This window comes from Micromonospora sp. ATA51, from assembly GCF_016802855.1.
Lineage (GTDB): Bacteria > Actinomycetota > Actinomycetes > Mycobacteriales > Micromonosporaceae > Micromonospora > Micromonospora sicca.
Window position 1 is genome coordinate 1 of sequence record NZ_JAEVHJ010000069.1, and the last position, 25,565, is coordinate 25,565.

Genomic DNA, 25,565 nt, shown 5'->3' on the forward strand with positions numbered 1-25,565 from the left:
TGGACACCCTTCATCCACCTGTCACGGATCTACACGGCGCGTCGCCCGTTACCCCCCCGGCCTGACCTGCACCGAATTTCCGGTTAACGATCTAGAAGGCCATCAAGACGGAGAGATCTCAGGGCCGGGCATAATCATGCTCTGGACCGTATAGAAATTGGGGCCGAACCTCCGATTGGCCGCCGTATTGTCTAGGCAGCCACTCAACTCCGGAGGAGCGCCCATGGCCCTGCCCGTCGTCCACTCGCTGCCTCGGCAGATCCGCGAGTACATCGTCGAGGGGATCGTCAGCGGGCGCTGGAAGCCGGGCGAGCGGATCGTGGAACGGCGGATCGCCGTGGAGCTGGAGGTCAGCCAGACGCCCGTCCGGGAGGCGCTGCGCGAGTTGGAGGTGCTGCGGCTGATCGAGTCCGCACCCAACAAGGGCGTACGGGTACGCAATCTCTCCGCGGCCGACCTCGAGGAGATCTATCCCGTGCGGGCGGGCCTCGAGCAGATCGCCGCTTCGCTTGCCGCGCCACGACTGGGCAAGGACGTCTCCGTCCTGGAGCCCGAGGTCGCCGCGCTTCACGAGGCCGATCGCAGGAGTGATGCCGAGGCCCAGGTACGTCATACGGTCGCCTTCCATCGGGAGTTGGTGCGCGCATCCGGGAACAGCGTGCTGCTGCACACCTGGGAGTCACTCGGTATCGAGGTCTGGACGACCCTCTCCATCCGGTGGCTGGGCACCCGCCAGCAGTCGTACGCGGAGGAGCACGAGGCCATCGTCGAGGCTTTTCGGCGACGGGATCCCCGGGTCGACGAGTTGGTCAAGGAGCATGTGCTCGGTTGTGCACCCCAAGTCTGATTTCGCGGCCTGGGATACTACTTCCGTGGCCACTGGAAAGCTTGCTCGCGGCCCTTTGATCGATCATCGATCAGAACTATAGTGGCATCGGACCTCCATCGGCCCGAGCTGTCCCGGCCGGCAGGTCCCCTGTCTCACCGTCTCGACCTCCCGCTCAGCGGACGAGAGGTCCGGAACCGTCGGAAGGCGGCGACCATGACCGACATCGGGCGAAAGCAGCCAAGCGCACTCGATCAAATCCCGGACCGCGACCCCGAGGAGACCGCCGAGTGGGCCGCCTCTCTCGACGCCGTCACCGCGGCAGCCGGCCCGCACCGCGCCTCGTACCTCCTGCGCCGCACTCTTGAACACGCCGAGGGCTCCGGGCTCGCGCTGCCGAAGTTGCTGGAGACCGAATACATCAACACCATCCCGACCGCCGCCGAGCCAGAATTCCCCGGCGACGAGGAGATGGAACGGCGCATCACCGCCTACAACCGGTGGAACGCCGCCGCGATGGTGACCCGGGGCAGCCGCTACGGCCTGGGCGGCCACATCGCCACCTTCGCCTCCGCCGCCTGGCTCTACGAGACCGGCTTCCAGCACTTCTTCCGCGGTAAGGAGGCCGACGGCTCCGGCGACCAGCTCTACCTCCAGGGCCATGCCTCCCCCGGCATCTACGCCCGCGCCTTCCTGGACGGTCGGCTCACCGAGGGCCACCTCGATCGGTTCCGGCAGGAGGCTGGCGGCGATGGCCTCCCCTCCTACCCGCACCCGCGCCGGCTGCCATGGCTCTGGGAGTTCGCAACCGTGTCGATGGGCCTGGGACCGCTGTCGGCGATCCACCAGGCGCGGTTCAACCGCTATCTGCAGCACCGTGGCATCAAGGACACCTCCGCCTCGCGGGTGTGGGCGTTTCTCGGCGACGGCGAGATGGACGAGCCCGAGTCGACCGCCGCACTCGCCCTCGCTGGTCGCGAAGGCCTGGACAATCTCACCTTCGTGATCAACTGCAACCTGCAGCGGCTCGATGGACCGGTGCGCTCCAACTTCAAGATCGTCCAGGAGCTGGAGGCCCAGTTCCGCGCGGCGGGCTGGAACGTCGTCAAGTCGCTCTGGGGCTCGGCCTGGGACGACCTGTTCGCGCTCGACACCACGGGCGCGCTCGTACGCCGGCTGCGCGAAATCCCCGACGGGCAGTTCCAGACGTACGTGGCCCGGGATGTCGGCTACATCCGCGACCACTTCTTCGGCGCCGACCCGGCGCTCGTCGAGATGGCGAAGGTGCTGACCGACGCGAAGATCGCCGAGTGCTTCCACGCCTCGCGGGCCGGCCATGAACCACGCAAGGTGTACGCCGCCTACCGGGCCGCGGTCGAGCACCGGGGCGCGCCAACCGTGATCCTCGCCCAGACGATCAAGGGTTACACGCTCGGCCCCGGATTCGAGTCGCGCAACGCCAACCACCAGATGAAGAAGCTGACGGGCAGCGAGTTCCGCGCGCTGCGCGACCTCCTCGAACTCCCCATCCCCGACAGCAAGCTCAACGATGAGTTGGTGCCGTACGCCCACCCCGGCGCCGACTCGCCGGAGGTCCGTTACCTCCACGAGCGCAGGGCCGCGCTGGGCGGGCCCGCCCCGGCTCGCCGGGTCCACCCGGTGGTGCTGCCCGAACCGCCCGCCAAGCCCTTCGAAACCTTGGCCAAGGGGTCCGGTAGTCAGGAGATCGCAACAACCATGGCCTTTGTCCGCCTGGTCAAGGATCTGATGCGGGATCAGGAGACGGGCAAGCGTTGGGTGCCGATCGTTCCAGATGAGGCGCGTACCTTCGGCATGGAGTCGCTCGGGCGTACGGCCTCCGCGCGCCGGCCCGAGCCGGGCCGGTGGAAGCTGCGGCTCATCCGACACGGCGTACCGTCCCTTCGCCCACCTCGTAGCGGGTGCCGCGCAGGGCCGCCGGCACGTCGTCGTCCACCGCACAGGTCACCAGGAGCTGACTCGCCCCGCCCACCAGCTCGGCCAGCCGCTCCCGGCGGCCAGCGTCCAGCTCGGCGAAGACGTCGTCGAGGACCAGCACCGGCTCGATGCCGTCCGCGCGCAGCAGGTCGTACCCGGCCAGCCGCAGGGCCAAGGCGTACGACCACGACTCGCCGTGGCTGGCGTACCCCTTGGCGGGCAGCGGGCCCAGGGTGAGCACCAGATCGTCCCGGTGCGGCCCGACCAGCGTGGTGCCGCGTTCGATCTCCGCCGACCGCGACTCGGCCAGCGCGGCGGTCAGCGCCGCGGCCAGCGCGGCCCGGTCCACGGTCGGGTCGGGCAGCTCCAACGACGGCCGGTACGCGATCCCGGCCGCCCCCCTGCCCGCCGCCACCGCGTCGTACGCCTTGGTCACGTGCGGGGCGAGCGCGGCGACCAGCTCCAGCCGGCCGGCGAGCAGCTCCGCGCCGTGCTGCGCCAGGTGGGTGTCCCACACCGCGAGGGTGGACAGGTCCCCGCCCCGCGACCCGCCCGTCTTGCGGGCCAGGTACGCCGTCCGGAGTAGGGCGTTGCGCTGCTTGACCACCCGCTCGTAGTCGGCGCGCACCCCGGCGTACCGGGCTGCCGGGTGACCAGCAGGTCGTCGAGATAGCGGCGGCGCTCGGCCGGGTCGCCCCGGACGAGTTCCAGGTCCTCCGGGGCGAAGAGCACCAGCCGCAGCGCGCCGAGCACGTCCCGGGCGCGGCGGGCGGGGGACCGGCCGAGCCGGGCCCGGTTGGCCTTGCCGGGGACGATCTCCAGCTCGACCAGGAGCTCCCGCCCGTCGTGCACCACCGCGCAGCGGATCACCGCCGAGGAGGCGCCCATCCGGACCAGCGGAGCGTCCGTGGCGACCCGGTGCGAGTCCAGGGTCGCCACGTAGCCCAACGCCTCGACCAGGTTGGTCTTGCCGACGCCGTTGGCGCCGATCAGCACGTTCGGGCCCGGCTCCAAATCGACGCCGACCCGCTCGTACGAGCGGAAGTCGACCAGTTCGAGCCGGCGGACGTACACAGGCTGTGGATACCGGTCAGCGCTTGCGGACGGCGTGGCCGCCGAACTGCTGGCGCAGCGCGGCGACCGCCTTCATCGCGGGCGAGTCCTCCTGACGGGAGGCGAACCGGGCGAAGAGCGAGGCGGTGATGACGTTCAGCGGCACGGCGAGCCGGACCGCCTCGTCGACCGTCCACCGGCCCTCGCCGGTGTCCTCGGTGTAGCCGCTCAGCTCGGCCAGCTCCGGGTCCTCGTCCAGCGCGCGGTCGAGCAGGTCGAGCAGCCAGGACCGGACCACCGTGCCCTCACGCCAGGACTTGAAGACGCCCGGCACGTTGGTCACCAGCTCGGAGGCGGCGAGCAGCTCGTAGCCCTCGGCGTAGGCGTGCATCAGGCCGTACTCGATGCCGTTGTGCACCATCTTGGCGTAGTGCCCGGCGCCCACCGGCCCAGCGTGCACGAACCCGAACTCGCCCGCGGGCTTGAGCGCCTCGAAGATCGGCATCAGCCGCTCGACGTGCTCCTGGGCGCCGCCAACCATCAGGGCGTACCCGTTCTGCCGGCCCCAGACGCCGCCGGAGACCCCGGCGTCGAGGTAGCCGATGCCGCGCTCGTTCAGCCGCTCGGCGCGCGGACCGTCGTCGCTGAACCGCGAGTTGCCGCCGTCGATGACGATGTCGCCCGCGCCGAGCACGCCCGCCAGCTCGTCGATGGTGGCGTCGGTGACCCCCGCCGGGACCATCACCCAGACCGCCCGCGGCGACTCCAGCTTCTCGGCCAGCTCCGTCATGCTCGCGACGTCGCTCAGCTCCGCGTTGCGGTCGAAGCCGACCACCTCGTGACCGGCGGCGCGCAACCGCTCGCGCATGTTGCCGCCCATCCGGCCGAGTCCTACCAGGCCGAGCTGCATCTGCTCCTACCTCCGTGCGTCTGGATCTGCTGGGGCGCGATCAGCGGGACACGCGGATCGGCATGATGAGGTATCGGTACCCCGGGATGACCTCGCCATCCTCGCCGGCGGGGGAAATCACCGCGGGCTTGAAGGCGTCGACGAACGAGAGCAGGGCGTACTGGGCACCCAGGTTGGTCAGGCCGTCGATCAGGTACTGCGGGTTGAAGCCGATGGTCAGCGCGTCGCCGGTGAAGGTCGCCTCCATCGCCTCGCTGGCCCGCGCCTCCTCGGTGCCACCGGCCTCGACCACCAGCCCGTCCGCGCTGAAGCTCAGCAGCACCGGGGTGGTCCGCTCGGCGACCAGGGCGACCCGCTTGACCACCTCGATCAGCGTGCTCACCGGAACCCGCGCCTCGGCGTTGTGGCTGGCCGGGAAGAGCGAGCGCACCGGCGGGTAGTTGGCGCCGTCGAGCAGCCGGCTGGTGGTCCGGCGGGTGCCGCCGGAGAAACCGATCATGCCCTCGCCGGCGCCGCCCTGGGACAACGCCATGGTGACCTGGCCGCCGAGCGGGCCGAGCGCCCTCGCGGTGTCGTTCAGGGTCCGGGCCGGCACCAGGGCGTTGATGCTCACCTCGGGGTCGTCCGGGTTCCACTCCATCTCGCGCAGCGCGAGGCGGTAGCGGTCCGTGGCGAGCATGGCGAGCGTGCCGCCGGAGAGCTCGATGCGTACGCCGGTCATCATCGGCAGCGTCTCGTCGCGGCCGGCGGCGACGGCGACCTGGGCGACGGCGGCCGCGAACGCGGCGGCGTCGACCGTGCCGGTGCTCTCCGGCATCTCCGGCAGCGCGGGGTAGTCCTCCACCGGCATGGTCGGCAGGGTGAAGCGGGCACTGCCGCAGACCAGCTCCAGGTGGGCGCCGACCGCGGCGATGTCCACCGGCTTGGCGGGCAGCGCCTTGGTGATCTCGGCGAGCAGGCGGCCGGAGACGAGGGCGGCGCCGTCGGCGTCCCCCTGCACCTCGACGGTGACCTGGCTGGAGACCTCGTAGTCGAAGCCGGAAACCTGGAGGTTGCCGTCGGTGACCCGCAGCATCACCCCGGCCAGCACCGGTACGGAAGGTCGGTTGGGCAGGCTCTTGGCGGTCCACGCGACCGCCTCGGCGAGCGCATCGCGCTCCACTCGGAACTTCATCAATGCCTCCGCGTCGACGTCAGCGACAACTCTCTCATGCCGACCGCTGCCCACCGTCCCGCCCGACCGTGCGGGTACCCATCGCACCTTAGGGCGCGTGGGCATCGGCTGTGCGCCCGACCCCGTGGATCCAGGTGCCCGGGTGACTGCCGGCGGCAGTGCTCCGGCCCGATCCACAGGAAGTCCAACGGTGATGATTGGTTTTTGTTGTTTTAGAAGAGATAACTCATCGTCTTCATCGCACCTGTGCAAACTGTGGAGAACCGACGTCCGCCCAGGTCAGACAGGTTATCCACCGGTGGTTTGGCTGTGGAGAACCGGGGGTGCAACCGGTGTTCCGGTCCACAGGCGCCGTCGGCCCCCAGGTTTTCCACGGTTGTCCACCGGTTGTCCACCGGTAATCCACGGGGTTTCTCCCCAACGCTGTGGACGGGCCGGACGACGTTGATCGACGTCGTCCCCAGAACCTTCAACAGGCCGCCCACAGGTCGACCGTCGTCGGTGGACAACTCCGCCGTCGTCCCCAGGCGTCCACAGCCTCGTCCCCAGGGGTTGTCCACAGTCTGTGGGTAACCGGCTCCGGACGGAGTGTGGTTTTCCACCGTCTGTGGAACAGGGGATGTGGACAACCGGGCGGTCCTGTGGACGAACATGACAGCGATCCTGGGCCCTGAAGCCGGTGCAGGGTCAACCCCGGACGGCCACGGACGCGAAAAACGCCCGGCCGAGGCTCGGCCGGGCGTTCCTGGTGCCGTCTCCGGCGGGCGCCGGGGTGGCGTACGACTCAGGTGTTCTGCTTGATCCGGTTGGTCAGCTCGGCGATCTGGTTGTAGAGCGACCGCCGCTCCGCCATCTGCTGGCGGATCTTCCGGTCGGCGTGCATCACCGTGGTGTGGTCCCGGCCGCCGAAGGCCTGCCCGATCCGGGGCAGCGACAGCTCGGTCAACTCCCGACACAGGTACATGGCCACCTGCCGGGCGTTCACCAGCACGCGTGAGCGGGACTGGCCGCGCAGGTCCTCCAAGCTCACCCCGAAGTAGTCCGCGGTGGAGGCCATGATCTGGTCGGCGTTTATCTCCGGTCCGGCACCGTCCGGCATGAAGTCCCGCAGCACCTCCTCGGCCAGCGACAGCTCGACGTTCGACCGGGTGAGGCTGGCGAACGCGGTGACCCGGATCAGTGCGCCCTCGAGTTCCCGGATCGAGTTCGACACCCGGGAGGCGATGAACTCCAGCACGTCCGGTGGGGCGTACATCCGTTCCTGCGCCGCCTTCTTCTGCAGGATCGCGATCCGGGTCTCCAGGTCCGGCGGCTGGATGTCGGCCAACAGCCCCCACTCGAACCGGGTCCGCATCCGGTCCTCCAGGGTGGCGAGCTGGCGCGGCGACCGGTCGGAGGTGATCACGATCTGCTTGTTGGCATTGTGCAGGGTGTTGAAGGTGTGGAAGAACTCCTCCTGCGTCCGCTCCCGGTTCTCCAGGAACTGGATGTCGTCGATCAGCAGGATGTCGACGTCGCGGTAGCGGCGCTGGAACGCGCTGGTCTTGTCGTCCCGGAGCGAGTTGATGAAGTCGTTGGTGAACTCCTCGGTCGAGACGTACCGGACCGAGCGGGCGTTGCCGAGCGTGGTGGCGTAGTGCCCGATGGCGTGCAGCAGGTGGGTCTTGCCCAACCCGGAGTGGCCGTAGATGAAGAGCGGGTTGTACGCCTTCGCCGGTGACTCGGCCACCGCGACGCTCGCCGCGTGGGCGAACCGGTTCGACGAGCCGATGACGAACGTCTCAAACATGTACTTCGGGTTGAGCCGGTTGCCGCTCTCCGCACCGGGCAACCGGCGGTCGTCCCGGCCGCCCGGTCGACGATCGACTCCACCGCGACCCGGGCCGCTGTCCGTACCGCCGTCCCGGGGCAGGCCGCGCAGCGGCTGCGGGTCGGCGTTCTCCCGGTACCGGGGCTCGTACCCACGGCTGTCGGCGGCCGGCGACTCGACCCGGGCGGCTCGTTCGTCGAAGCCCCGGCGCTCAGGGGCGGGCCCGGCGGCGCGCATCGGCTCCGCGAAGGCGGTGCCGAACAGCGTGTCCTGGCCGTCCCGGCTGGCCGGGATGAGCTGCTGCCGGCCGCCGTCGGCGGTGCGCTGCCGGGGCGCCGGCTCCTCGGTCGGCGGCTCGGGGCGCTCATCCGGGTAGCCGGGCTCGTTCGACCGGGACGGGTAGCCGGGCCGGGACGGGTAGTCGAGCCCGGGGAAGGCGGGGGCGTCCGGGACCGGGCCGGTCGGGCCGAAGCCGGCGAGCAGGTCCTGGGGGGCGTCCAGGTCGGCCTGTTCGGGACCGCTCCGGTAGACGGTGCCCGCGGGCCGGCCGGCGGGGTCCTCGGCGGCGCGCACGGTGACGGCGACCTGGATGGACCGGCCGAGCCGGCGGCTGAGTGCCTCGGTGATGGCCGGGCGGAGCCGCGACTCGATCACGTCCCGGGTGAACGCGTCCGGGACGGAGAGCAGGGCGGTGTCCTCGACGATCGCCCGCAGCCGGGTAAGGCGCAGGTACGCCCGTTGCTGCGCGGAGATGATCTCGTCGGCGAGCTCTTCGGTCGCCGCCGCCCACACCGCGGCGAGGTCGGTCGCTCCGGTCACCGTCGTGCCACCCCCTCGCCTCTGCTCCCGGCCGCCGCTGCTGTCCAGCGACCGTTCCGGGCCCGCCACCGCGTTCGCGCGGGTGTGCGTCACACCCACCCGGACGGCTGACCGGTCGTCATCCACAAGTTATCCACAGCCTGTGTGTCGACCGATTGTGGCCGCCCACCGGACGCGGGTCGGACCTGCCCCCTGACTCACGGGAGGCGCTGAAGCGGGTTCACCGTGCCGAACGATTCACTACCTTGTCCGGTCTTGCCTGTCAGCGACAACCCGGACCCCCGACGCTGACCGCAATCGGGCACGCTAACAGCGCGGGCCCTGCGTCATCAACCGCCGACCCGGTGGCACCCTTGTCAACATCAGTGAAAACCGCCCCTTCGGTCGTGCTCCCGGTCCGACGGCGGGCGCGGATGTGATGTTTGACGGTCATTGCCCCCCTGCGTAGGCTGGAGCGGCTGCTCTCTCGCCCTCTGCTAGGGTGATGGGTGCTTGCTGTCCGCGGTCGCTTCCCCGCATCGCCGAGGTCCCGCGTCACCGGGCAGCACCGATCGGGGGCCACCGCCGAGGTGGCCTGGACCACCACACGACCCCGGGCGATCCCCCGCCTGGGGCGTACGAAAACGGAGAGCCTGACGTGAGCAAGCGCACCTACCAGCCGAACAACCGCCGGCGCGCGAAGACCCACGGCTTCCGGCTGCGCATGCGCACCCGGGCCGGCCGCGCCATCATCTCGACCCGTCGCGCCAAGGGCCGCACCGTCCTGTCGGCCTGACGCCGACCGGTCCGGGGACGTGGGCAGTCGTGCTGGCCGCCGCGCGGCGACTGCGGCGCAGTAGCGACTTCGCCGCAGCGGTCCGGGGTGGCCGACGCGCCGGCCGCGGCGCTGTCGTGGTGCACCTGACCCTTCCCCCGACCATCGGACCCACCGCGACAACCTCGCCGGAGCCGGCGCGGAACAGTGCGGAGACCTCCGCACCGAGCCGCGCCGGCTTCGTCGTGTCCAAGGCCGTGGGCAACGCGGTGGTCCGGAACAGGGTCCGCCGTCGGCTCCGGCACCTGGTCCGCGAGCGGCTCGACCAGCTCCCCACCGGGAGCACCCTGGTGGTACGGGCCCAGCCCGCGGCCGCCGAGGCGTCGTACGCCCGGCTCGGGGCCGACCTGGACGGCGCCATCGCCGCGGCGCGGGCCCCTCGGGGTCGGCGGTCCCGATGAGCGGCGGAAACGCCGCCCCGCGGCCCGTGACAACCGGTGGCCGAGTGCTGCTGGTGCCCATCGTCGCGTACCGTCGTTGGATAAGCCCGGCGCTGCCGGCCCGCTGTCGGTTCTACCCGTCCTGCAGTGCCTACGCCGTGGAGGCGATCTCCCGGCACGGTGCGCTCCGGGGAGCCTGGCTGACGGTCCGACGGCTGTCGCGCTGCCACCCCTTTCACCCAGGTGGCCATGACCCGGTGCCGGAGCCGGGCGGTCACCGCCGTGCCGATGTGACTGGAGCCTGAGAATTGAGTCTCGACTGGATCTACTACGCGATCTCGTGGATCCTGCTGACCTGGCACTCGGCCTGGGACGCCATCGGGGTATCGATCGAGGCGGTGCTCGGGACCAACTGGTCCTGGATCCTCGCCATCATCTTCCTGGTGGTGACGGTCCGGGTGATCCTCTTCCCGGTCTTCGTCAAGCAGATCAAGTCGCAGCGGGCGATGCAGGCGCTCCAGCCGAAGGTCAAGGAGCTCCAGGAGAAGCACAAGGGTGACCGGGAGACGCTCCAGAAGGAGATGATGGAGCTCTACCGGAAGGAAAAGGCCAACCCGCTGATGGGCTGCCTTCCGATGTTCCTCCAGATCCCGGTCTTCCTCGGCCTGTTCCACACGCTGAAGCGGCTGAACCCGGCCAACCAGGGCAAGACCCTCTACGGCTGGACCGTCGACCAGTTCAACAGCGCCTCCAGCGCCAAGCTCTTCACCGCCCCGATCTCCGGTCGGTTCGGCTCCACCGCCGACGAGCTGGCCGGGCTCGGCGCGAGCGGCAACACCACGAAGGTCATCGCCGGCGTCCTGGTGCTCATCATGATCGCCACCACGTACCTCACCAGCCGGCAGATGATCCTCAAGACCGGCTGGGCGGAGGACCCGCAGCAGCGGATGGTGCAGCGCCTGATGCTCTACGGCATCCCGGTGTCGCTGCTGGTCTCCGGTTCGATCTTCCCGATCGGTGTGATCATCTACTGGGTCACCAACAACCTGTTCACCCTCGGGCAGCAGCAGTGGGTGCTCCGCAAGTTCCCGCCGCTGGTTCCGCCGAAGACCGGCACCGCGGCCCGCAACGGCGCCCAGCCGGCGAAGACCGGCGGCCTGCTCGGTCGCAAGGTCGCCCCAGCGCCGGCGAAGCCGCAGGTGACCACCCCCAAGGTGGCCGGCCCGAAGCCCGGCGCCAAGCCAGTCAACCCGAAGAAGACCCGCCCGGCCAAGCGGCAGGGCTGAGCCTCGGGCCGCCGTCGGGACACCGGCGGCGGCCCCTTCCGGTCCCGTGCAGCCACCGTACGGTCGGCGCCGGGCCGGAACCGCCGCGAGCAGCGCGGCCACGGGCGAAACTGCCCGTACAGACGTGCCCGTGGGCACCGGCGAGACCTCCCGCCGGCCCCGGGAGAGCAGCGGACCCGACGGTCCGGCCGAGCGAGTACGGAGATGAGACCGTGACCGACACCAGCATCCCCAGTGCCGAGCAGTCCCTGGACGAGGAGACCGCGCCGGCCGCCGTCGCCGAGGAGTCCGAGGAGACCGAGGCCGGGGCGGCCCGGGAGAAGAAGGCGCCGGCCGAGAGCGACCTGTTCCGGCAGAGCGAGATCGCGGCGGACTACGTCGAGGGCCTGCTCGACATCCTCGACTACGACGGCGACATCGATGAGCTGGTCTCCGGCGGCCGTCCGGTCGTCGAGGTGGTCGGTGCCAGCCTGCAGAACCTGGTCGGCCAGCGCGGCGCCACCCTGGAGGCCCTTCAGGAGCTGGCCCGGCTGGCGGTGTTCCGGCAGACCGGCACGCCGAGCCGGCTGCTGCTCGACGTCGGCGGCTACCGGGCCAACCGGCGCAAGGAGCTCGCCGCCGTCGCCAAGAACGCGGTCGAGAAGGTCAAGGAGTACGGCGAGCCGGTGCGGCTCGAGCCGATGTCCGCGTTCGAGCGCAAGTGCGTGCACGACGTGGTGAACGCGATGAGCGGCGTGGAGAGCGAGTCCGAGGGCGTCGAGCCGAACCGGCGCATCATCGTCCGGCCGGCGGACTGACCGGGTGACCCACGACGAGACAACGGCGGGTGCCATGTCCGGCCCGGGCGGTACGCCGTCCGGGCCGTCGCCTGTCCGGCCCGACCCGGCCGCCGAACCCGGCACGCCCGCCCCGCTCTTCTCCGACCGCACCACCGACGCCGCGACTCCACTCCCGGCCGGCCGGCCGCGCCGGCCGACGCGCCGTTCTCGGGTACGCCCTCGGGCCCTGCGGAGGAGCCGGCCCCGGCCGCGCCGGCGGGCTCGGTCGAGCCGGCCTTCTCCGGTACGCCGACCGCCGATCCCGCTTTCGCCGACGCGCCGACCGGGTCGGTCGATCCGGCCTTCGTCGGCGTTCCGACAGAGCCGACGGCCGTCGACGTTCCGACAGAGCCGACCGAACCGGCCGTCGCCGACGCGTCCGCCGACGCCGTCGATCCGGCGGTGGCCGACCGGATCGATCCGGACCACCCGGCCGAGGAGCCGGCAACCGGCGTCGCGACTGAGGCGGAGGGTCCTGCCGGTCCCGACGACCGTCCGTCCCCCGCCGAGGTCACGCTTCCGCCCGAGCTGGCGGAGGCGGCCCGCACCCTCTTCGGTGACCGGCTCGACCTCGCCGCCGCGTACGCCGAGTTGCTGGCGACGGACGGCGTGGTCCGCGGCCTGATCGGCCCCCGGGAGGCACCCCGGATCTGGGAGCGGCACCTGCTCAACTGCGCCGCCATGGCCGAACGGATCCCCGAGGGCGCGACCGTGCTCGACGTGGGCTCCGGTGCCGGGCTGCCCGGCCTGGTGCTGGCGATCGCCCGGCCCGACCTGACCGTCACGCTGATCGAGCCGCTCGCCCGGCGCACCTCCTTCCTCATCGAGACGGTGCAGCACCTGGGCCTGACCCGGATGGTGCGGGTCTTCCGGGGACGGGCGGACGAGGCGGCCACCGGCTCGCGCGACGTCGCGCCGCTCAGCGGCGACATCGTCACCGCCCGCGCGGTGGCCCCGCTGGACCGGCTTGCCGCCTGGTGTCTGCCGATTGTCGTGCCCGGCGGCCGGCTGGTCGCCCTGAAGGGCGCCTCCGCCGCCGAGGAGGTCGCCGAGCACGCCGAGACGGTGGCCCGGCTCGGTGGCGGGCAGCCGGAGGTGCACCGCTGCGGCGTGGGTGTGATCGAGCCGCCCGCGACGGTGATCGAGGTGGTCCGCGAGCGGGTCGTCGGTCCGGTTCGCAAGAAGGCCGCGGCGAAGCGGTCCCAGGGCGGCCGTCGGGGTGGCCGCGGCGGTCGGGATCGCTGATTTCACAACGGCTTCCGGGTGACCGTTCGGTCGTTGGAGACGGTGCGAGGTAGCTGACCGATCAGAACCCGACGTGGACCCGCTGCGCCCGTGCGCCGTAGGCTGGCCGCGCGTCGATAGTGTGGAACGGCGGTGCCGGATGGCACCGGACCCCGACCGTTCCCGCCGGGCCGTACGCCGCGCGAGGTGAGCGCGGGACGGCCGATTGACGGGGTGCGGACCGACCATCCGGAGCGGGCAGGGATGACAGGTGCATGACGACGGCAGGTACGACGACCGACGGGTGACCGGGCCAGGAGGGCGATCCTCTGCTGCCGACCCCGTTTCACGTGAAACCGACAAGCAGGGCTGGCCCGTGGGCGCGGAGTTCCGCGACCCGTCGCCTCGTCCGCCGGGGCGCGAACCGGTGGTCGGCCGGGACGCTCCGCCGCCCGGCGGGCCCCACCCGATCTCCGGGGTCCCGGCCAACCTTCCGCCGGTGGCGGGTGGGCCGCAGCCGACGTCGGGCGTACCGGCGAACCTGCCGCCGATGCGGAAAGTGCCGGAGCCGACGGACGGTCCGACGAACGCGCCGGGCTCGCGGTCGATCCCGGCGCGAGGGAACCCCGCCGCCTCCGCGCGGTTCGAGCCGTCGGCCGCCGTATCCGGGCCGTCGGTGCCCCAGCAGCCGGCGCCGAACGCGGTTCCGGACGCCGGTCCGGCGGCGGTCTCGGCCGACACGCCACCGGTCGCCGACTACGAAGCCGAAGCCGCCCACAGCACGTACGTTTCACGTGAAACCCCGACGCGCGAAGAGGATGACCCACCGTTGGCTATGGAGGCTATGCGCGCCGTGCAGATCCTGAATCCCAGTGGCGAGGTGACCATGCCTCGGCCGGAACGGACGCGGGTCATGTGCGTCGCGAACCAGAAGGGCGGCGTGGGTAAGACCACGACCACGGTGAACCTGGCGGTGGCTCTGGCCCTGCACGGCAACCGGGTGCTCGTGGTCGACCTGGACCCGCAGGGCAATGCCTCCACCGGGCTCAACGTCCCGCACCACACCGGCATCCCCGACGTCTACGACTGCCTCATCGACAGCGTGCCGCTGGAGGAGGTGGCCCAGGCCGTCGAGGGCATCCCGAACCTGTGGTGCGTGCCGGCCACCATCGACCTGGCGGGTGCCGAGATCGAGCTGGTGTCGGTGGTCGCCCGGGAGTCCCGACTGGCCCGGGCCATCGCCGCTTACCCCGGCCACTTCGACTACGTGTTCATCGACTGCCCGCCCTCGCTCGGTCTGCTGACCGTCAACGCGCTGGTGGCTGCGCAGGAGGTGCTGATCCCGATCCAGTGCGAGTACTACGCGTTGGAAGGCCTCAACCAGCTGATCAACAACATCAACCTAGTCCGCCAGCACCTCAACCCGAAGCTCGAGGTCTCCACCATCCTGCTCACCATGTACGACCGCCGTACCCGGCTGGCCGACGCCGTGGAGCAGGACGTCCGGAACCACTTCGGCGACAAGGTGCTCCAGGCCGTGATCCCCCGGAACGTGCGGGTCTCCGAGGCGCCGAGCTACGGGCAGTCCGTGATGACCTACGATCCCGGTTCGCGGGGCGCGACGAGCTACTTCGAAGCCGCCCAGGAGATTGCCGAACGTGGGGTCAAGGAGCCGGTGCGGAATGCGTAGTGCGTTGAAGTCGCTGGGAGGCGTCGCATGAAGAACCGTCCTCGTGGCGGTCTGGGCCGAGGACTCGGGGCGCTGATCCCGACCGCACCGGTGGAGCCGGCCGTCCCGGCGGCCGGTGAGGCGGAGGCAGCCGCCCCGGCCACGGCCGAAACTGTCGCGCCGACGCCCTCGGTGGCCGGGGGGCCCATCGCCCCCGCGGCGGAGTCCGGGCCGCAGTTGAGCCCGGTGCCGGGCGCCCGGTTCGCCGAGATCCCGGTCGACGCGATCGTGCCGAACCCGAAGCAGCCCCGGCAGGTCTTCGACGAGGAGGCGCTGGAGGAGCTTAAGACCTCGATCCAGGAGGTCGGGTTCCTTCAGCCGATCGTCGTACGCCAGCTCGACGGCGAGAAGTACGAGCTCGTCATGGGTGAGCGGCGGTGGCGGGCGGCCCAGGCGGTCGGCCGGGAGAGCATTCCGGCCATCGTCCGGGACACCAAGGACGACGCGATGCTCCGGGACGCGCTGCTGGAGAACATCCACCGCGCCAACCTCAACCCGCTGGAAGAGGCGGCCGCGTACCAGCAGTTGCTGGAGGAGTTCGGCGCCACCCACGAGGAGTTGGCCCGGCGCATCGGCCGTAGCCGGCCGCAGATCTCCAACACCATCCGCCTGATGAACCTCCCGGCTCAGGTGCAGCGGCGGGTCGCCGCCGGCGTGCTCTCCGCCGGCCACGCCCGGGCGCTGCTCAGCCTCGACGACGCCGAGGCCCAGGAACAGCTCGCGCTGCGGATCGTCGCCGAGGGGATCTCGGTACGGGCGACCGAGGAGCTGGTGGCCCTGGCGCTGGCCGACGGGCCGGCGAAGACCCCGGCCGCGAAGCGCCGACCCAAGCCGCACGCTCCGGCGCTGACCGACCTCGCCGACCGGCTGTCCGACCGTTTCGACACCCGGGTGAAGGTCGACATCGGCCGCAGCAAGGGGAAGATCACCATCGAGTTCGCCACGGTCGACGACCTGGAGCGGATCGTGGGCATCATCGGTGTCGGGCAGGAGGAGCAGCCGGAGGAGTGAGCCTCGCCCCGGCCTCGCCGCATTGTCCTGACACCGGACCGTGCGGCCGATCTGTTCGACAGGGCAGTCCCCGGGCGCTTCCGACCGCTACAGGGCTCCCCAGCGGTCCGACTCGCCGGTCTGCTGACCGGGGCCCTGAATCCACTCCTCGTGGCCGTAGCGGGCCACTCAGGGCCCTTTTGTTGAGGCTGGCGCGGCTCTCCTAGATCTCCGCGCCGATGATGCTGGCGTCCAGGCTAAGCCGGGACTGAGTTCGAGCCCTGACCCACGTCCGCCCGCCCGCGAGTCGACCAGCGCTGATCGCCGTTTCACGTGAAACAGTCGCCACCGGCACCGCCAAGGCCACCGGCACCGCCACCGCCGCGGCCACGGGCACCGGCACCGGGCACCGCCACCGCCACCGGGCGCCACCGGCACCGGGCACCGCCACCGCCAGCCGCACCACCACGACCACGACCACAGCCACAGCCGCAGCCGCAGCCGTCGCCGTCGCCATCACCGCCACCACCGCCGATTGGAGGTAGAGCCGTCGCCCCCGGCGCGTTTCACGTGAAACGGCCTGGTCGCTAGTTGCTAGTCGTTGGCTTCAGGTTTGTAGGCCTGCCGGGCTCCGGGAACGCCTCTCGCCGGGTGCCAGCTAGTCGTGGCGGCTGCGGGTGCGGGGTGCGGGTCTAGTCCAGTGCGATTGATCAGCAGTGCCGTCGACTCTCCGGTCGGTTTGCTGACTGGCCGCGAGGCGCTCAAGGCGTGCTCCCGAACGCAAGCCGGCCGTTCCTCAACGGGGCCGCGACGTCCGTTCGTGCCCGTGTGCCCCCGACATTGAACTCTCGGGGCCGCCGATCCGACTGGGCCAGAGTCCACGGCGTCCGTGCCGCCAAGGTCGCCACCCGCCGGCACGTTCCACCAACAGATCGAGGTCGAGCCGGGCCGCCGGCGCGTCGTTCGCGAGGACCGACCGAAGCGGAATCGCCCGGGAGCCCGCTCGCGGTTTCACGTGAAACGCGCTGCCACCTCAGCTTGCGGCGTGCCACTGCATCCGCTCGGTCCCCGGCTGGCGTCCTCAGTTGGCGGCGATGGTCCGCGCCCTGGCGGACCCACGTGTCCGCGCCCCCCCAGCTTCCGGACGACGTGCCGTTGTGGGCCAGGGACACGGGGATGTTCGCTACTCGCACGAGACCCGGGCGTTCACGAGTCCCGCTTACGCCCGCGGCACGGACGTCCGCCCATGCCCCTCCGGCTCGGCGTCCCGAAGTCGGCTTGCGCCCCGGCGCGTCCACGTTCCCCAGTGCCCCCGGCGAGGTCGATGTCGCCCTGGCCCCGGACATCCCGGCGGCCGGTGGGCCGGCTCCCGCCCACCACGTCCATCGCGCGCAGCCAGGCGGCGCCGACTCCGCGCACCTGCGGCTGTCCTGCCGGCCGGGCTCGATCCGGCCCGCCCGAAGATGCCGTCCCCGCGCCCGCCCGGGTCCGGCACGGCCTTTCTCCCGCCCCGGCCCGACCGGGGTTCGTTCGCCGCTCACCTCCCGGCGTACCTCCGATGCTCAGGCTCCGGCGCGGCCGTCAGGCCGGCGGCGGTACGGCGGCGCCTTGATCTACCGCCATCCTTGCCCACTCCTCGTTCAGCGTTCGCGGTCCGGTGCGCTCCCGGGCTCACCGCTCGACAGTCAGTCAACGCACCCCCGCCGACCCGGTCAGTTGCCCCTACGAGCAACCGCGTCGGGGGCCGAAGGCGCCCACCGTTCAGACGCTCGGCGGACCGGAAAGATGCCACGCCGAGGCGGTGCCGATCCCGGGCTGGCTCGTTAGGAAGAGAGGGTTCAGCGGGAGGCGCGGCAGGGACGGCGTCGCCCAGTCGGCGTCGCCTCGGTTATCCACAGCGGTTTTCCACAGGCACCCCCCGTTTCACGTGAAACAGCGCTGAGAAACGTGTGCTGACCTGTGGATGACGCGGCGTGGTCGTGATCTCAGCGGCCTGTGGACAACGTGGTGGACAAGGGCGTACGGAGCCGAGCGAGCCTTTCCGGCCCGCCCCTGCCTGATCGACGAAGAGCGCTGCGTGTCCGGGCGACGACCGGCGAAACGGGTAGGGACAGGGGTCCCCCGTCTCGGTTAGGGTCAGCGTCGTGCAGGACACCCCTCCCTCAGTTCCGGACTTCACCCAGTGGCCCTCCTTCCCCTTCGAGGGCGACCTTCGCGTCAAGCAGCTCGATGACCCGGTTTCGGTCGAACCTCCCCGCCGCGGTGAGGAAGACCGGGAATGCACCGCCTGCAACGCCCCCGACGAGGCCTACATCTGGGTGGGTGAGCGGTGGCGCGTGCGGGCGATGGACCGCCCGACCGGCCTGCCGATGGTGCTGATCCTGGAGTCGCGGTCGCACCTCGACCTCGGCGACCTGCCGAACCTGCTCGCCGCCGAGCTGGGCGTGATGACCGTGCGCCTCGAGCGCGCCATCCGATCCCTCGACGGTGTCGCCCGGGTCCACGTCAACCGGTGGGGCGACGGCTCGGCGCATCTGCACATGTGGTTCCTCGCCCGGCCGCACGGGCGGCTTCAGCTGCGCGGCACGTTCCTCTCGCTCTGGGACTCGATCCTGCCGCCGATCCCCGAGGCGCAGTGGCGGGAGAACCTCGCCATGGTCGCCGCGTGGCTGGCCGAGTTCGGCGGTCGCCCGCTGGCCGAGCCGCCGCGCATCCACTGGCAGGCGCCGTCGAGTTTCTCCGCGGTGACGGCGACGGATGCCGACGCCGGTGAGGAGGAGGCCGTCTCCGTGATCGAGGCGGCCGAGGAGATCCCGGAGCCGGAGGGCCGAACGGAGGAGGAGCCCGACGGCGGGACCGACGAGAAGTCGGAGAGCGGAGCCGACGAGGAGCTGGCGAGCGGAGCCGACGGACAGCCGGAGAGCGGAGCCGGGGACAAGCCGGAGAGCGGGCGCAACGAGGTGTCGGAGAGCCGCGCGGGCTGAGAGCGGAGTGGGCCGGTGTCAGCGCGCGCGGCACCGGCGGCGTTCCGGGACGCCTCGTCTCCGTGCGGAGTCCGGCTTCCCTTGGCGGAAGGTCAGCGGCGGCGGGCGGCGGTCCGGGTCACCAGCGATCCGAGCACCCGGCCGAAGTCCAGTCCGGCCGCCTGGATCGCCAGCGGCAGCAGCGAGGTCTCCGTCATGCCCGGGGAGACGTTGACCTCCAGCACGTGCGGCTGGCCCGAGGCGTCGACGATCAGGTCGACCCGGGAGAGGTCCCGCAGGCCGAGCGCGGCGTGCGCGGCGAGCGCCACCTCGGCCACCCGCTCGGCCACCTCGGGGTCGAGCCGGGCCGGGGCGTGCCAGGTGGTCCGGCCGGCGGTGTAGCGGGCGGCGTAGTCGTAGACGCCGTTGCGGGGAACGATCTCCACCGGGGGGAGTGCCTGCGGGCCCTCGCCGAGGTCGAGCACCGACACCGCCACGTCCATGCCGGGTACGTAGCGTTCCACCAGCGCCGTCTGGTCGTACGCGAAGCAGCCCACCATCGCGGCCGGGAGCGACGCGGCGTCCCGGACCACGGCGGCGCCCAGTCCGGAGCCGCCCTGCGCGGGCTTGACCATCAGCGGCAGGCCGAGCCGGTCGACGATCCGGTCCAGCACCGCGACCGCGCCCAGCTCGGAGAAGCGGTCGTGCGGCAGGGCGACCCAGTCCGGAGTGGGGATACCCGCCTCGCGGAGCACCGCCTTCGCCGACGGCTTGTCCCAGGCGAGCCGCGAGGCACGGGCGTCGCAGCCCACGTACGGGACGTCGCAGAGGTCGAGCACGCCCCGCAGCGAGCCGTCCTCGCCGGTGGCGCCGTGCAGGGCGATCACCACAGCGTCCGGCGGGTCGCCGCCAGGGCCGGCAGCAGGGCCACGTCGGCGTCCCGCAGCTCGGCCTCCACGCCGACGGCCCGCAGCGCGTCGAGCACCCGCCGGCCGGACCGGAGCGAGACGTCCCGCTCGTAGGAGAGCCCGCCGGCGAGCACCAGGACGTGCAGCTCTGCGGTGACGGCGGGATCGGTCACGGGATTCCGGGCAGTGGAGGTGACAGCCATGCGGGAATCATGCCAAGTCGGGACCCGGCGCGTCCGCGCCGCCCTGGCGGCGACGCGTCCCGGACCCACCGACGGTGCCGAAGACCCGGCGCATCGCGATATCCTGCTCCATCACGCCCGCCAGCCGGCGCACGCCCTCCCGGATCCGCTCCGGCGGCGGGAAGGAGAAGTTGAGCCGCATGTTGCCGCCGCCCGCGCCGTCGGCGTAGAAGCCGGTGCCGGGCACGTACGCCACCCGGGCGGCGATGGCCCGCGGCATCATCGCCTTCGAGTCGAGGCCGTCGGGCAGGGTCGCCCAGACGAACAGGCCACCCCCGGGAGTGGTCCAGGTGGTGTCCGCCGGCATCAGGTCCGCCAGCGCGGCGAGCATCGCGTCGCGGCGCTCCCGGTAGACCTCCCGGTACACCTTCAGCTGCTCCCGCCAGGGCATGGTGCCGAGGTACGTCGAGACGGCCGCCTGGGCGTACCCGCTGGGGCAGAGGATCTGCGCCTCGCTGGCGATGACCAGCTTGTCGCGGACGGCGTGCGGGGCCAGGATCCACCCCACCCGAAGGCCGGGGGCGAAGGTCTTGGAGAAGGTGCTCAGGTAGAAGACCCCGTCACGGCGCCGGGCCCGCAGCGGCGCGGGGGCCTCACCCTCGAAACCGAGCTGGCCGTACGGGTCGTCCTCCACCACCAGCAGGCCGGCGCGCTCGCAGATGTCGAGCACCCGTTCGCGGCGTTCCTCGCTCAGGGTCACGCCCGTCGGGTTCTGGTACGTCGGGATGGTGTAGAGGAACTTCACCCGCCGCCCGGCCCGGGCCAGGTCGGCGATGGCGGTCTCCAGCGCCTCCGGGATCAGCCCCTCGTCATCCATCGGCACGTGCACGACCTGGGCCTGGGCGGCCTGGAACACCCCGAGTGCGCCGACGTAGGTCGGGCCCTCGGCGAGCACCACGTCACCCGGGTCGAGGAAGAGCCGGGCCACCAGGTCCAGCGCCTGCTGGCCGCCGACGGTCACCACCACGTCCTCCGGTGAGGCGCCGCAGCCCGCGTCGATGCCCGAGAGGGTCATCACCTCGCAGATCCGCTCGCGCAGCTCCAGCGTGCCCTGGCCGATCCCGTACTGCAGCGTGGTGGCGCCGTGCTCCGAGCCGAGCCGCCCGAGCATCTCACCGACCGCGTCCAGCGGCAGCGCCGCGATGTACGGTGCCCCACCGGCGAGCGACACGACCTCCGGCCGGCTGGCCACCGCGAAGAGCGCCCGGATCTCGGAGGCCGTCATCCCCCGGACCCGGCGGGCGTACCGGTCGGTGTAGTCGTCGAGCGTCGTGCCGGTCATGACATCACCTCGATCGGGTGTCGGCGGGGCTGCCGCGCGGTGTGGTACCCGCGATGTCGGCGACCATGGCGGCACGGGGCCGGTTGGTCGATGGTAGTCCCCACCGGCCGGTACCGGCGCGGGACATGAGGGTGCGTCCACATCCCGGACCCGCCCGCACCGGCCCGGGTGGGGCGTTCGCGCGTCCTCTCCCGTACGGTCGGGTAGCGGCGTACGATCGCTCGTCGGGGGCAGGAAGCGGTGCCGGACCGCGCTGTTTCACCCCCGAGCCTAGTTGTGGGGTGCGCTGATGTCGCGACGTCTGGTCAGTCTGACCCTCGACACCCTGGAAGACCTGCCCCGCCCGTGCCGGCAGTGCGTCTACTGGGAGCTGGACCCGGTCTCCGCCGACCGGGCGTGCGCCGCCGGTGACCCGGGCCTGGAGAAGGAGGCCTGGGTCTCCCAGACGCTGTTGGAGTGGGGTTCCTGCGGCAAGCTCGCGTACGTCGACGGGATGCCCGCCGGCTTCGTCATGTACGCCCCGCCGGCGTACGTCCCGCGCTCGATGGCCTTCCCCACCTCGCCGGTCTCCGCGGACGCCGCGCTGCTGATGACCGCGAACGTGGTCTCCGCCTTCGCCGGCGGCGGGCTGGGCCGGATGCTCGTCCAGGGCGTCGCCCGGGACCTCACCAAGCGCGGCATCAAGGCGATCGAGGCGTTCGGGGACGCCAAGTTCGGCGACGGTGACGACCCGACCCGGGCCTGCGTCGCGCCGGCCGACTTCTTCCTGTCGGTGGGCTTCAAGACGGTCCGCCCGCACCCGCGCTACCCCCGCCTGCGGCTCGAGCTGCGCACCGCGCTGAGCTGGAAGTCCGACGTCGAGTACGCGCTGGAGAAGCTGCTCGGCTCGATGAGCCCGGAGACCCTGCTGCGCCCGGTGCGCCCGGCCCCGGCCACCCGGTCCAGCGGGCTCTGAGGTCGCCTCAGTCGACGACCGTGCCGGCGGCCACCACCGCCCGCAGCTCGCTCACGTCGATCGAGCCGGTCGGCACGTCCCGCTCGATCGGGAAGTACATCCGCTGCACCGCGGCGACGATCGCCTCGACCACCCGGTCCCGGAACCGCGGGTCGACCAGCAGGGCGCGGTCCTCCGGGGAGGTCAGGTAGCCGACCTCGACCCGTACCGCCGGCATCCTGGTCAGCCGAAGCAGGTCCCACGTCTTGGCGTGGGTACGGCAGTCCCGCAGCCCGGTCCGGGCCACGATCTCCCGCTGCACCAGGCCGGCGAGGCGTTCCCCGGTGGCCGAGGTGACGCCGTTGTCGGTGCCGTAGTGGTACGTCGCCACCCCGTTCGCCGCCGGGTTCGCGTGGCCGTCGGTGTGCAGCGAGATGAAGACGTCGGCGCCAAGCGAGTTGGCCAGCTGCGCCCGGTCGGAGTCGGGCAGGCAGGTGAGCGGGGCCGGGCCGCGGGTGAGCTGCACCCGTACCCCGGCCGCGGCGAGCCGCCCCTCCAGCCGGCTGGCCAGGTCGTGGACGAGGTCCGCCTCGGTCCAGCGCAGCGGGCCGTCCGGGACCACCTCGCCCGGGTCGGTGCCGCCGTGCCCGGGGTCGATCACCACGGTCCGGCCGACCAGCGTCGGTCCGGCCTGCCGGATCGCGTCCGACTCGCGCAGCCACTGCGGGCGCCCGCCGACCACCTTCCGGCCGAGGCGGCGCAGCGCGCTCATGGTGTGCGGGCCGCAGGCGCCGTCCGGCTTGAGCCCCATCTCGCGCTGGAACTGGGCGACCGCGCGGGAGGTACGGATGCCGTAGATGGCGTCGGCGCGGCCCACGTCGTACCCCATCTCCAGCAGGCGTTCCTGGAGCGAGCGGACGTCCTCGCCGATCAGCGGCTTCGGTACGGCGTGGTAGAGCGTGCGGGCGCCGAGCCGCCAGCGGGCCGCGTCCAGCGCCTGCCAGGTCTCGGTGCCCACCCGGCCGTCCACGCTCAGGCCGCGGGACTGCTGGAACGCCCGGACGGCGCGTTCGGTCGCCACGTCGAACTCGTCGCCGTGACCGCCGGAGGGGAGCAGCTCCAGGCCGGTGAGGACGGTACGGATCTCCGTCACCGCGGGTCCCCGGTCACCGGGTCGGATCGGACGCACGCACGACCCCCTCTGCGCGGATGCTGGCTGGCCGGGCCCCGCGGTCGCACGAGGTGAGACTCTGCGGATGCCTACGGAGCGTACCGTGACCGGTCACCGGCCGACCCGGGGTTCGCGCAGGTCAGCGTCGCCGCGGGTGGGGGTCGACGGAAAGCGCGAACCCCCGCACCCGGATCGGGTGCGGGGGTTCGGGGGTCGGGATTCGGGTCAGAGCGCCGACTCGATGAGCTTGACCAGCTCGCCCTTCGGCTTGGCGCCGGCGATGGACTGCACCGGCTCGCCGTTCTTGAAGACGGTGAGGGTCGGCACGGACATCACCCGGTAGGCCCGGGCGGTCTCGGGGTTCTCGTCGATGTTGAGCTTGACGATGGTGACCTGGTCACCCATCTCGCCCGCGATCTCTTCCAGCAGCGGCGACACCTTGCGGCACGGCCCGCACCACTCCGCCCAGAAGTCCACCAGAACCGGCTTGTCGGACTTCAGCACGTCGCTCGCGAAGCTCGCGTCGGTGACCGCCTTGGTTGCTCCCACTATGAACCCTCCTCCGGGAACTATTTCTGAAGATGTTTCAGCCTTGCAGCGTGGCGATGAAGCGCTCGGCGTCCAGGGCGGCGGCGCAGCCCGTACCGGCCGCCGTGATGGCCTGCCGGTAGGTGTGGTCGACCACGTCGCCGGCCGCGAAGACACCCGGGATGCTGGTCCGGGTGCTCGGCGCCTGCACCTTCACGTACCCCTCGTCGTCGAGTTCCACCTGGCCGCGGAAGAGCTCGCTGCGCGGGTCGTGACCGATCGCCACGAAGACGCCGGTCACGTCCAGCACCTTGGTCTGGCCGGTGTGCACGTTGCGGACCCGGACCCCGCTGACCTTGCCGTCGGCGCCGAGGATCTCCTCGACGGTGCTGTTCCACTCGACCTTGATCTTGTCGTTGCCGAGCGCCCGCTGCGCCATGATCTTGCTGGCCCGGAACGCGTCGCGGCGGTGGATGATGGTGACGGAGTCCGCGAACCGGGTCAGGAAGCTCGCCTCCTCCATCGCCGAGTCGCCACCGCCGACCACGACGATGTGCTGGTTCCGGAAGAAGAAGCCGTCACAGGTCGCGCAGGACGACACGCCGTGGCCGAGGTACTCCTGCTCGCCGGGTACGCCCAGCGGACGCCAGGCGGAGCCGGTGGAGAGGATCACGGCCTTCGCCCGGTACGCGGTCTCGCCCACCCACACGGTGCTGGTGGCGCCGGACCCGGTGTCGCCGGTGTCGGTCAGCTCGACCCGGGTGACGTCGTCGGTCAGGAACTCGGCGCCGAACCGCTCGGCCTGCTTGCGCATGTTGTCCATCAGCTCGGGACCGAGGATGCCGTCCGCGAAACCGGGGAAGTTCTCCACCTCGGTGGTGGTCATCAGCGCGCCACCGGACTGCACGCCCTCGATGACGAGCGGCTTGAGGTTGGCGCGCGCGGCATAGACGGCCGCCGTGTAACCGGCCGGCCCGGAGCCGATGATGATCAGGTTGCGGACCTCGTCCACTGCCGTCTCCCGATGTGTGTGTTCGTCATCCGTTCCGGCTGCTCTGCCGCCGGGACGATGTCGATCCGAGTGCCGACGGCTCAGCGGCGTCGGCGCCTGACTTGCAGAACGTCATCGTACGAAGCGGCGATTCCCGAACCGGTCATCCGGTGGGTCACGTCACGTGGAACGGCAGCCGCCGATGACCGCGATCTCACCCTACCCGCGTCCGAAAGCGGGTGTCCGCGCCGGACCCGGGGACGCCGCACTCCGGTCCGCTCACCCACGCCCACCGGGCGCCGGCCGTGTCGACGAAGGTGACGACCAGCGCCGGCCGCCCCTGGAACGACGCGTAGTCGATCAGGTCCACGGCCACCGCCCCGCTCCCGTGCTCCGCGGTGATCTCCCTCAGGCAGGCGTCCAGCGCGTCCCGGCCGGTGAGCCGGTCGAGCCCGCCGGCGGCGGAGAACCGCTCGTTCTCCGGCGCCGCCTGCCCGGTCTCCCGGCCGCCGCCCGCCGCCGCCGGGGGTGCCTTCAGCGAGCTGGCGCCGGACAACTGCTCCGGGGTGTAGTCCGTGCCGCTGCGGCGCGGCGGGCCGGTCGTCCGGAACGGCTCGGCCGCCAGCGGGCCGGCGGCACCGGCGCTGTCGGCAGTCACCGCCGCCTGCCCGGTCTCCCGGCCGCCGCCCGCCGCCGCCGGGGGTGCCTTCAGCGAGCTGGCGCCGGACAACTGCTCCGGGGTGTAGTCCGTGCCGCT

At 71.7% G+C, this 25,565-nt stretch carries 19 protein-coding genes and 4 pseudogenes; 12 read left to right on the forward strand and 11 right to left on the reverse strand.

Translation table 11 applies throughout. The features are described 5' to 3' along the window. Nucleotides 1–223: 223 nt before the first annotated feature. Complete coding sequence (locus tag JNW87_RS13665; RefSeq protein ID WP_109799618.1) at nt 224–847, forward strand: GntR family transcriptional regulator; 624 nt, start codon at nt 224–226, stop codon at nt 845–847. 195 nt (nt 848–1,042) lie between these two features. After that, a pseudogene (locus JNW87_RS13670) lies at nt 1,043–2,713 on the forward strand (pyruvate dehydrogenase (acetyl-transferring), homodimeric type); the annotation flags it as partial. Nucleotides 2,714–2,723: 10 nt separating this feature from the next. Here JNW87_RS13670 and recF read toward each other — a convergent pair. From recF to dnaA, 4 genes and pseudogenes are all read right to left on the reverse strand, one after another. After that, nucleotides 2,724–3,856, reverse strand: a pseudogene (gene recF, locus JNW87_RS13675) (DNA replication/repair protein RecF). A gap of 16 nt (nt 3,857–3,872) precedes the next feature. Further along, entirely contained in the window at nt 3,873–4,745 is an 873-nt protein-coding gene (gene gnd, locus JNW87_RS13680) for a phosphogluconate dehydrogenase (NAD(+)-dependent, decarboxylating) (protein ID WP_238453800.1), read from the reverse strand. Between the two features lie 40 nt (nt 4,746–4,785). Continuing rightward, nucleotides 4,786–5,919, reverse strand: a complete 1,134-nt coding sequence (gene dnaN, locus JNW87_RS13685) for a DNA polymerase III subunit beta (RefSeq protein WP_109799836.1) — start codon at nt 5,917–5,919, stop codon at nt 4,786–4,788. A gap of 784 nt (nt 5,920–6,703) precedes the next feature. Next, a complete protein-coding gene (dnaA, locus tag JNW87_RS13690) occupies nt 6,704–8,548 on the reverse strand; it encodes a chromosomal replication initiator protein DnaA (protein WP_238453801.1) in 1,845 nt (614 codons plus the stop codon). Nucleotides 8,549–9,185: 637 nt separating this feature from the next. On the opposite strand from dnaA, the gene rpmH reads away from it, so the two are divergent. The 8 genes from rpmH to JNW87_RS13730 all read left to right on the forward strand — a co-directional run bounded on the left by rpmH (nt 9,186) and on the right by JNW87_RS13730 (nt 15,810). Then, nucleotides 9,186–9,323, forward strand: coding sequence for a 50S ribosomal protein L34 (gene rpmH / locus JNW87_RS13695; RefSeq protein ID WP_109799835.1), 138 nt, complete (start codon nt 9,186–9,188; stop codon nt 9,321–9,323). Nucleotides 9,324–9,352: 29 nt separating this feature from the next. Continuing rightward, nucleotides 9,353–9,763, forward strand: coding sequence for a ribonuclease P protein component (rnpA, locus tag JNW87_RS13700; protein WP_238453802.1), 411 nt, complete (start codon nt 9,353–9,355; stop codon nt 9,761–9,763). Further along, the gene (gene yidD, locus JNW87_RS13705) at nt 9,760–10,047 is read left to right on the forward strand and encodes a membrane protein insertion efficiency factor YidD (RefSeq protein ID WP_109799833.1); all 288 of its coding nucleotides are present in this window, start codon (nt 9,760–9,762) and stop codon (nt 10,045–10,047) included. The genes rnpA and yidD overlap by 4 nt, the downstream gene beginning before the upstream one ends. Before the next feature lie 3 nt (nt 10,048–10,050). Next, nucleotides 10,051–11,028: a membrane protein insertase YidC gene (yidC, locus tag JNW87_RS13710; protein ID WP_109799832.1), complete on the forward strand. Its 978-nt coding sequence runs from the start codon at nt 10,051–10,053 to the stop codon at nt 11,026–11,028. Nucleotides 11,029–11,240: 212 nt separating this feature from the next. Further along, entirely contained in the window at nt 11,241–11,825 is a 585-nt protein-coding gene (locus JNW87_RS13715; RefSeq protein ID WP_109799831.1) for a R3H domain-containing nucleic acid-binding protein, read from the forward strand. Nucleotides 11,826–12,374: 549 nt separating this feature from the next. Beyond that, a complete protein-coding gene (rsmG, locus tag JNW87_RS13720; protein WP_238453807.1) occupies nt 12,375–13,091 on the forward strand; it encodes a 16S rRNA (guanine(527)-N(7))-methyltransferase RsmG in 717 nt (238 codons plus the stop codon). Between the two features lie 250 nt (nt 13,092–13,341). Continuing rightward, nucleotides 13,342–14,760, forward strand: coding sequence for an AAA family ATPase (locus JNW87_RS40640; RefSeq protein WP_309233951.1), 1,419 nt, complete (start codon nt 13,342–13,344; stop codon nt 14,758–14,760). A gap of 27 nt (nt 14,761–14,787) precedes the next feature. Then, on the forward strand, nt 14,788–15,810 hold the full coding sequence (locus JNW87_RS13730) for a ParB/RepB/Spo0J family partition protein (protein WP_238453804.1): 1,023 nt from the start codon (nt 14,788–14,790) through the stop codon (nt 15,808–15,810). 202 nt (nt 15,811–16,012) lie between these two features. Here the strand turns inward: JNW87_RS13730 and JNW87_RS13735 are convergent, their stop codons facing one another. Beyond that, nucleotides 16,013–16,276, reverse strand: a complete 264-nt coding sequence (locus tag JNW87_RS13735; RefSeq protein ID WP_238453805.1) for a hypothetical protein — start codon at nt 16,274–16,276, stop codon at nt 16,013–16,015. A gap of 1,657 nt (nt 16,277–17,933) precedes the next feature. Between JNW87_RS13735 and JNW87_RS13740 the strand changes: the two genes are divergently transcribed. After that, the gene (locus JNW87_RS13740) at nt 17,934–18,773 is read left to right on the forward strand and encodes a hypothetical protein (protein ID WP_109803723.1); all 840 of its coding nucleotides are present in this window, start codon (nt 17,934–17,936) and stop codon (nt 18,771–18,773) included. A gap of 92 nt (nt 18,774–18,865) precedes the next feature. Here JNW87_RS13740 and JNW87_RS13745 read toward each other — a convergent pair. Both JNW87_RS13745 and JNW87_RS13750 read right to left on the reverse strand, forming a co-directional pair. Next, nucleotides 18,866–19,863 (reverse strand): annotated as a pseudogene (locus JNW87_RS13745) (D-alanine--D-alanine ligase). A gap of 7 nt (nt 19,864–19,870) precedes the next feature. Beyond that, entirely contained in the window at nt 19,871–21,184 is a 1,314-nt protein-coding gene (locus JNW87_RS13750; protein WP_109803721.1) for a PLP-dependent aminotransferase family protein, read from the reverse strand. Nucleotides 21,185–21,473: 289 nt separating this feature from the next. Between JNW87_RS13750 and JNW87_RS13755 the strand changes: the two genes are divergently transcribed. Further along, nucleotides 21,474–22,139, forward strand: a complete 666-nt coding sequence (locus JNW87_RS13755) for a GNAT family N-acetyltransferase (protein ID WP_109803720.1) — start codon at nt 21,474–21,476, stop codon at nt 22,137–22,139. Between the two features lie 7 nt (nt 22,140–22,146). Here the strand turns inward: JNW87_RS13755 and JNW87_RS13760 are convergent, their stop codons facing one another. The 4 genes and pseudogenes from JNW87_RS13760 to JNW87_RS13775 form a co-directional block, all read right to left on the reverse strand. Next, nucleotides 22,147–23,307, reverse strand: a complete 1,161-nt coding sequence (locus JNW87_RS13760; protein ID WP_109803719.1) for an N-acetylmuramoyl-L-alanine amidase — start codon at nt 23,305–23,307, stop codon at nt 22,147–22,149. Between the two features lie 207 nt (nt 23,308–23,514). Further along, on the reverse strand, nt 23,515–23,838 hold the full coding sequence (trxA, locus tag JNW87_RS13765; protein ID WP_091199733.1) for a thioredoxin: 324 nt from the start codon (nt 23,836–23,838) through the stop codon (nt 23,515–23,517). Between the two features lie 37 nt (nt 23,839–23,875). Continuing rightward, complete coding sequence (gene trxB / locus JNW87_RS13770) at nt 23,876–24,829, reverse strand: thioredoxin-disulfide reductase (protein ID WP_238453806.1); 954 nt, start codon at nt 24,827–24,829, stop codon at nt 23,876–23,878. 193 nt (nt 24,830–25,022) lie between these two features. Further along, a pseudogene (locus tag JNW87_RS13775) lies at nt 25,023–25,565 on the reverse strand (hypothetical protein); the annotation flags it as partial.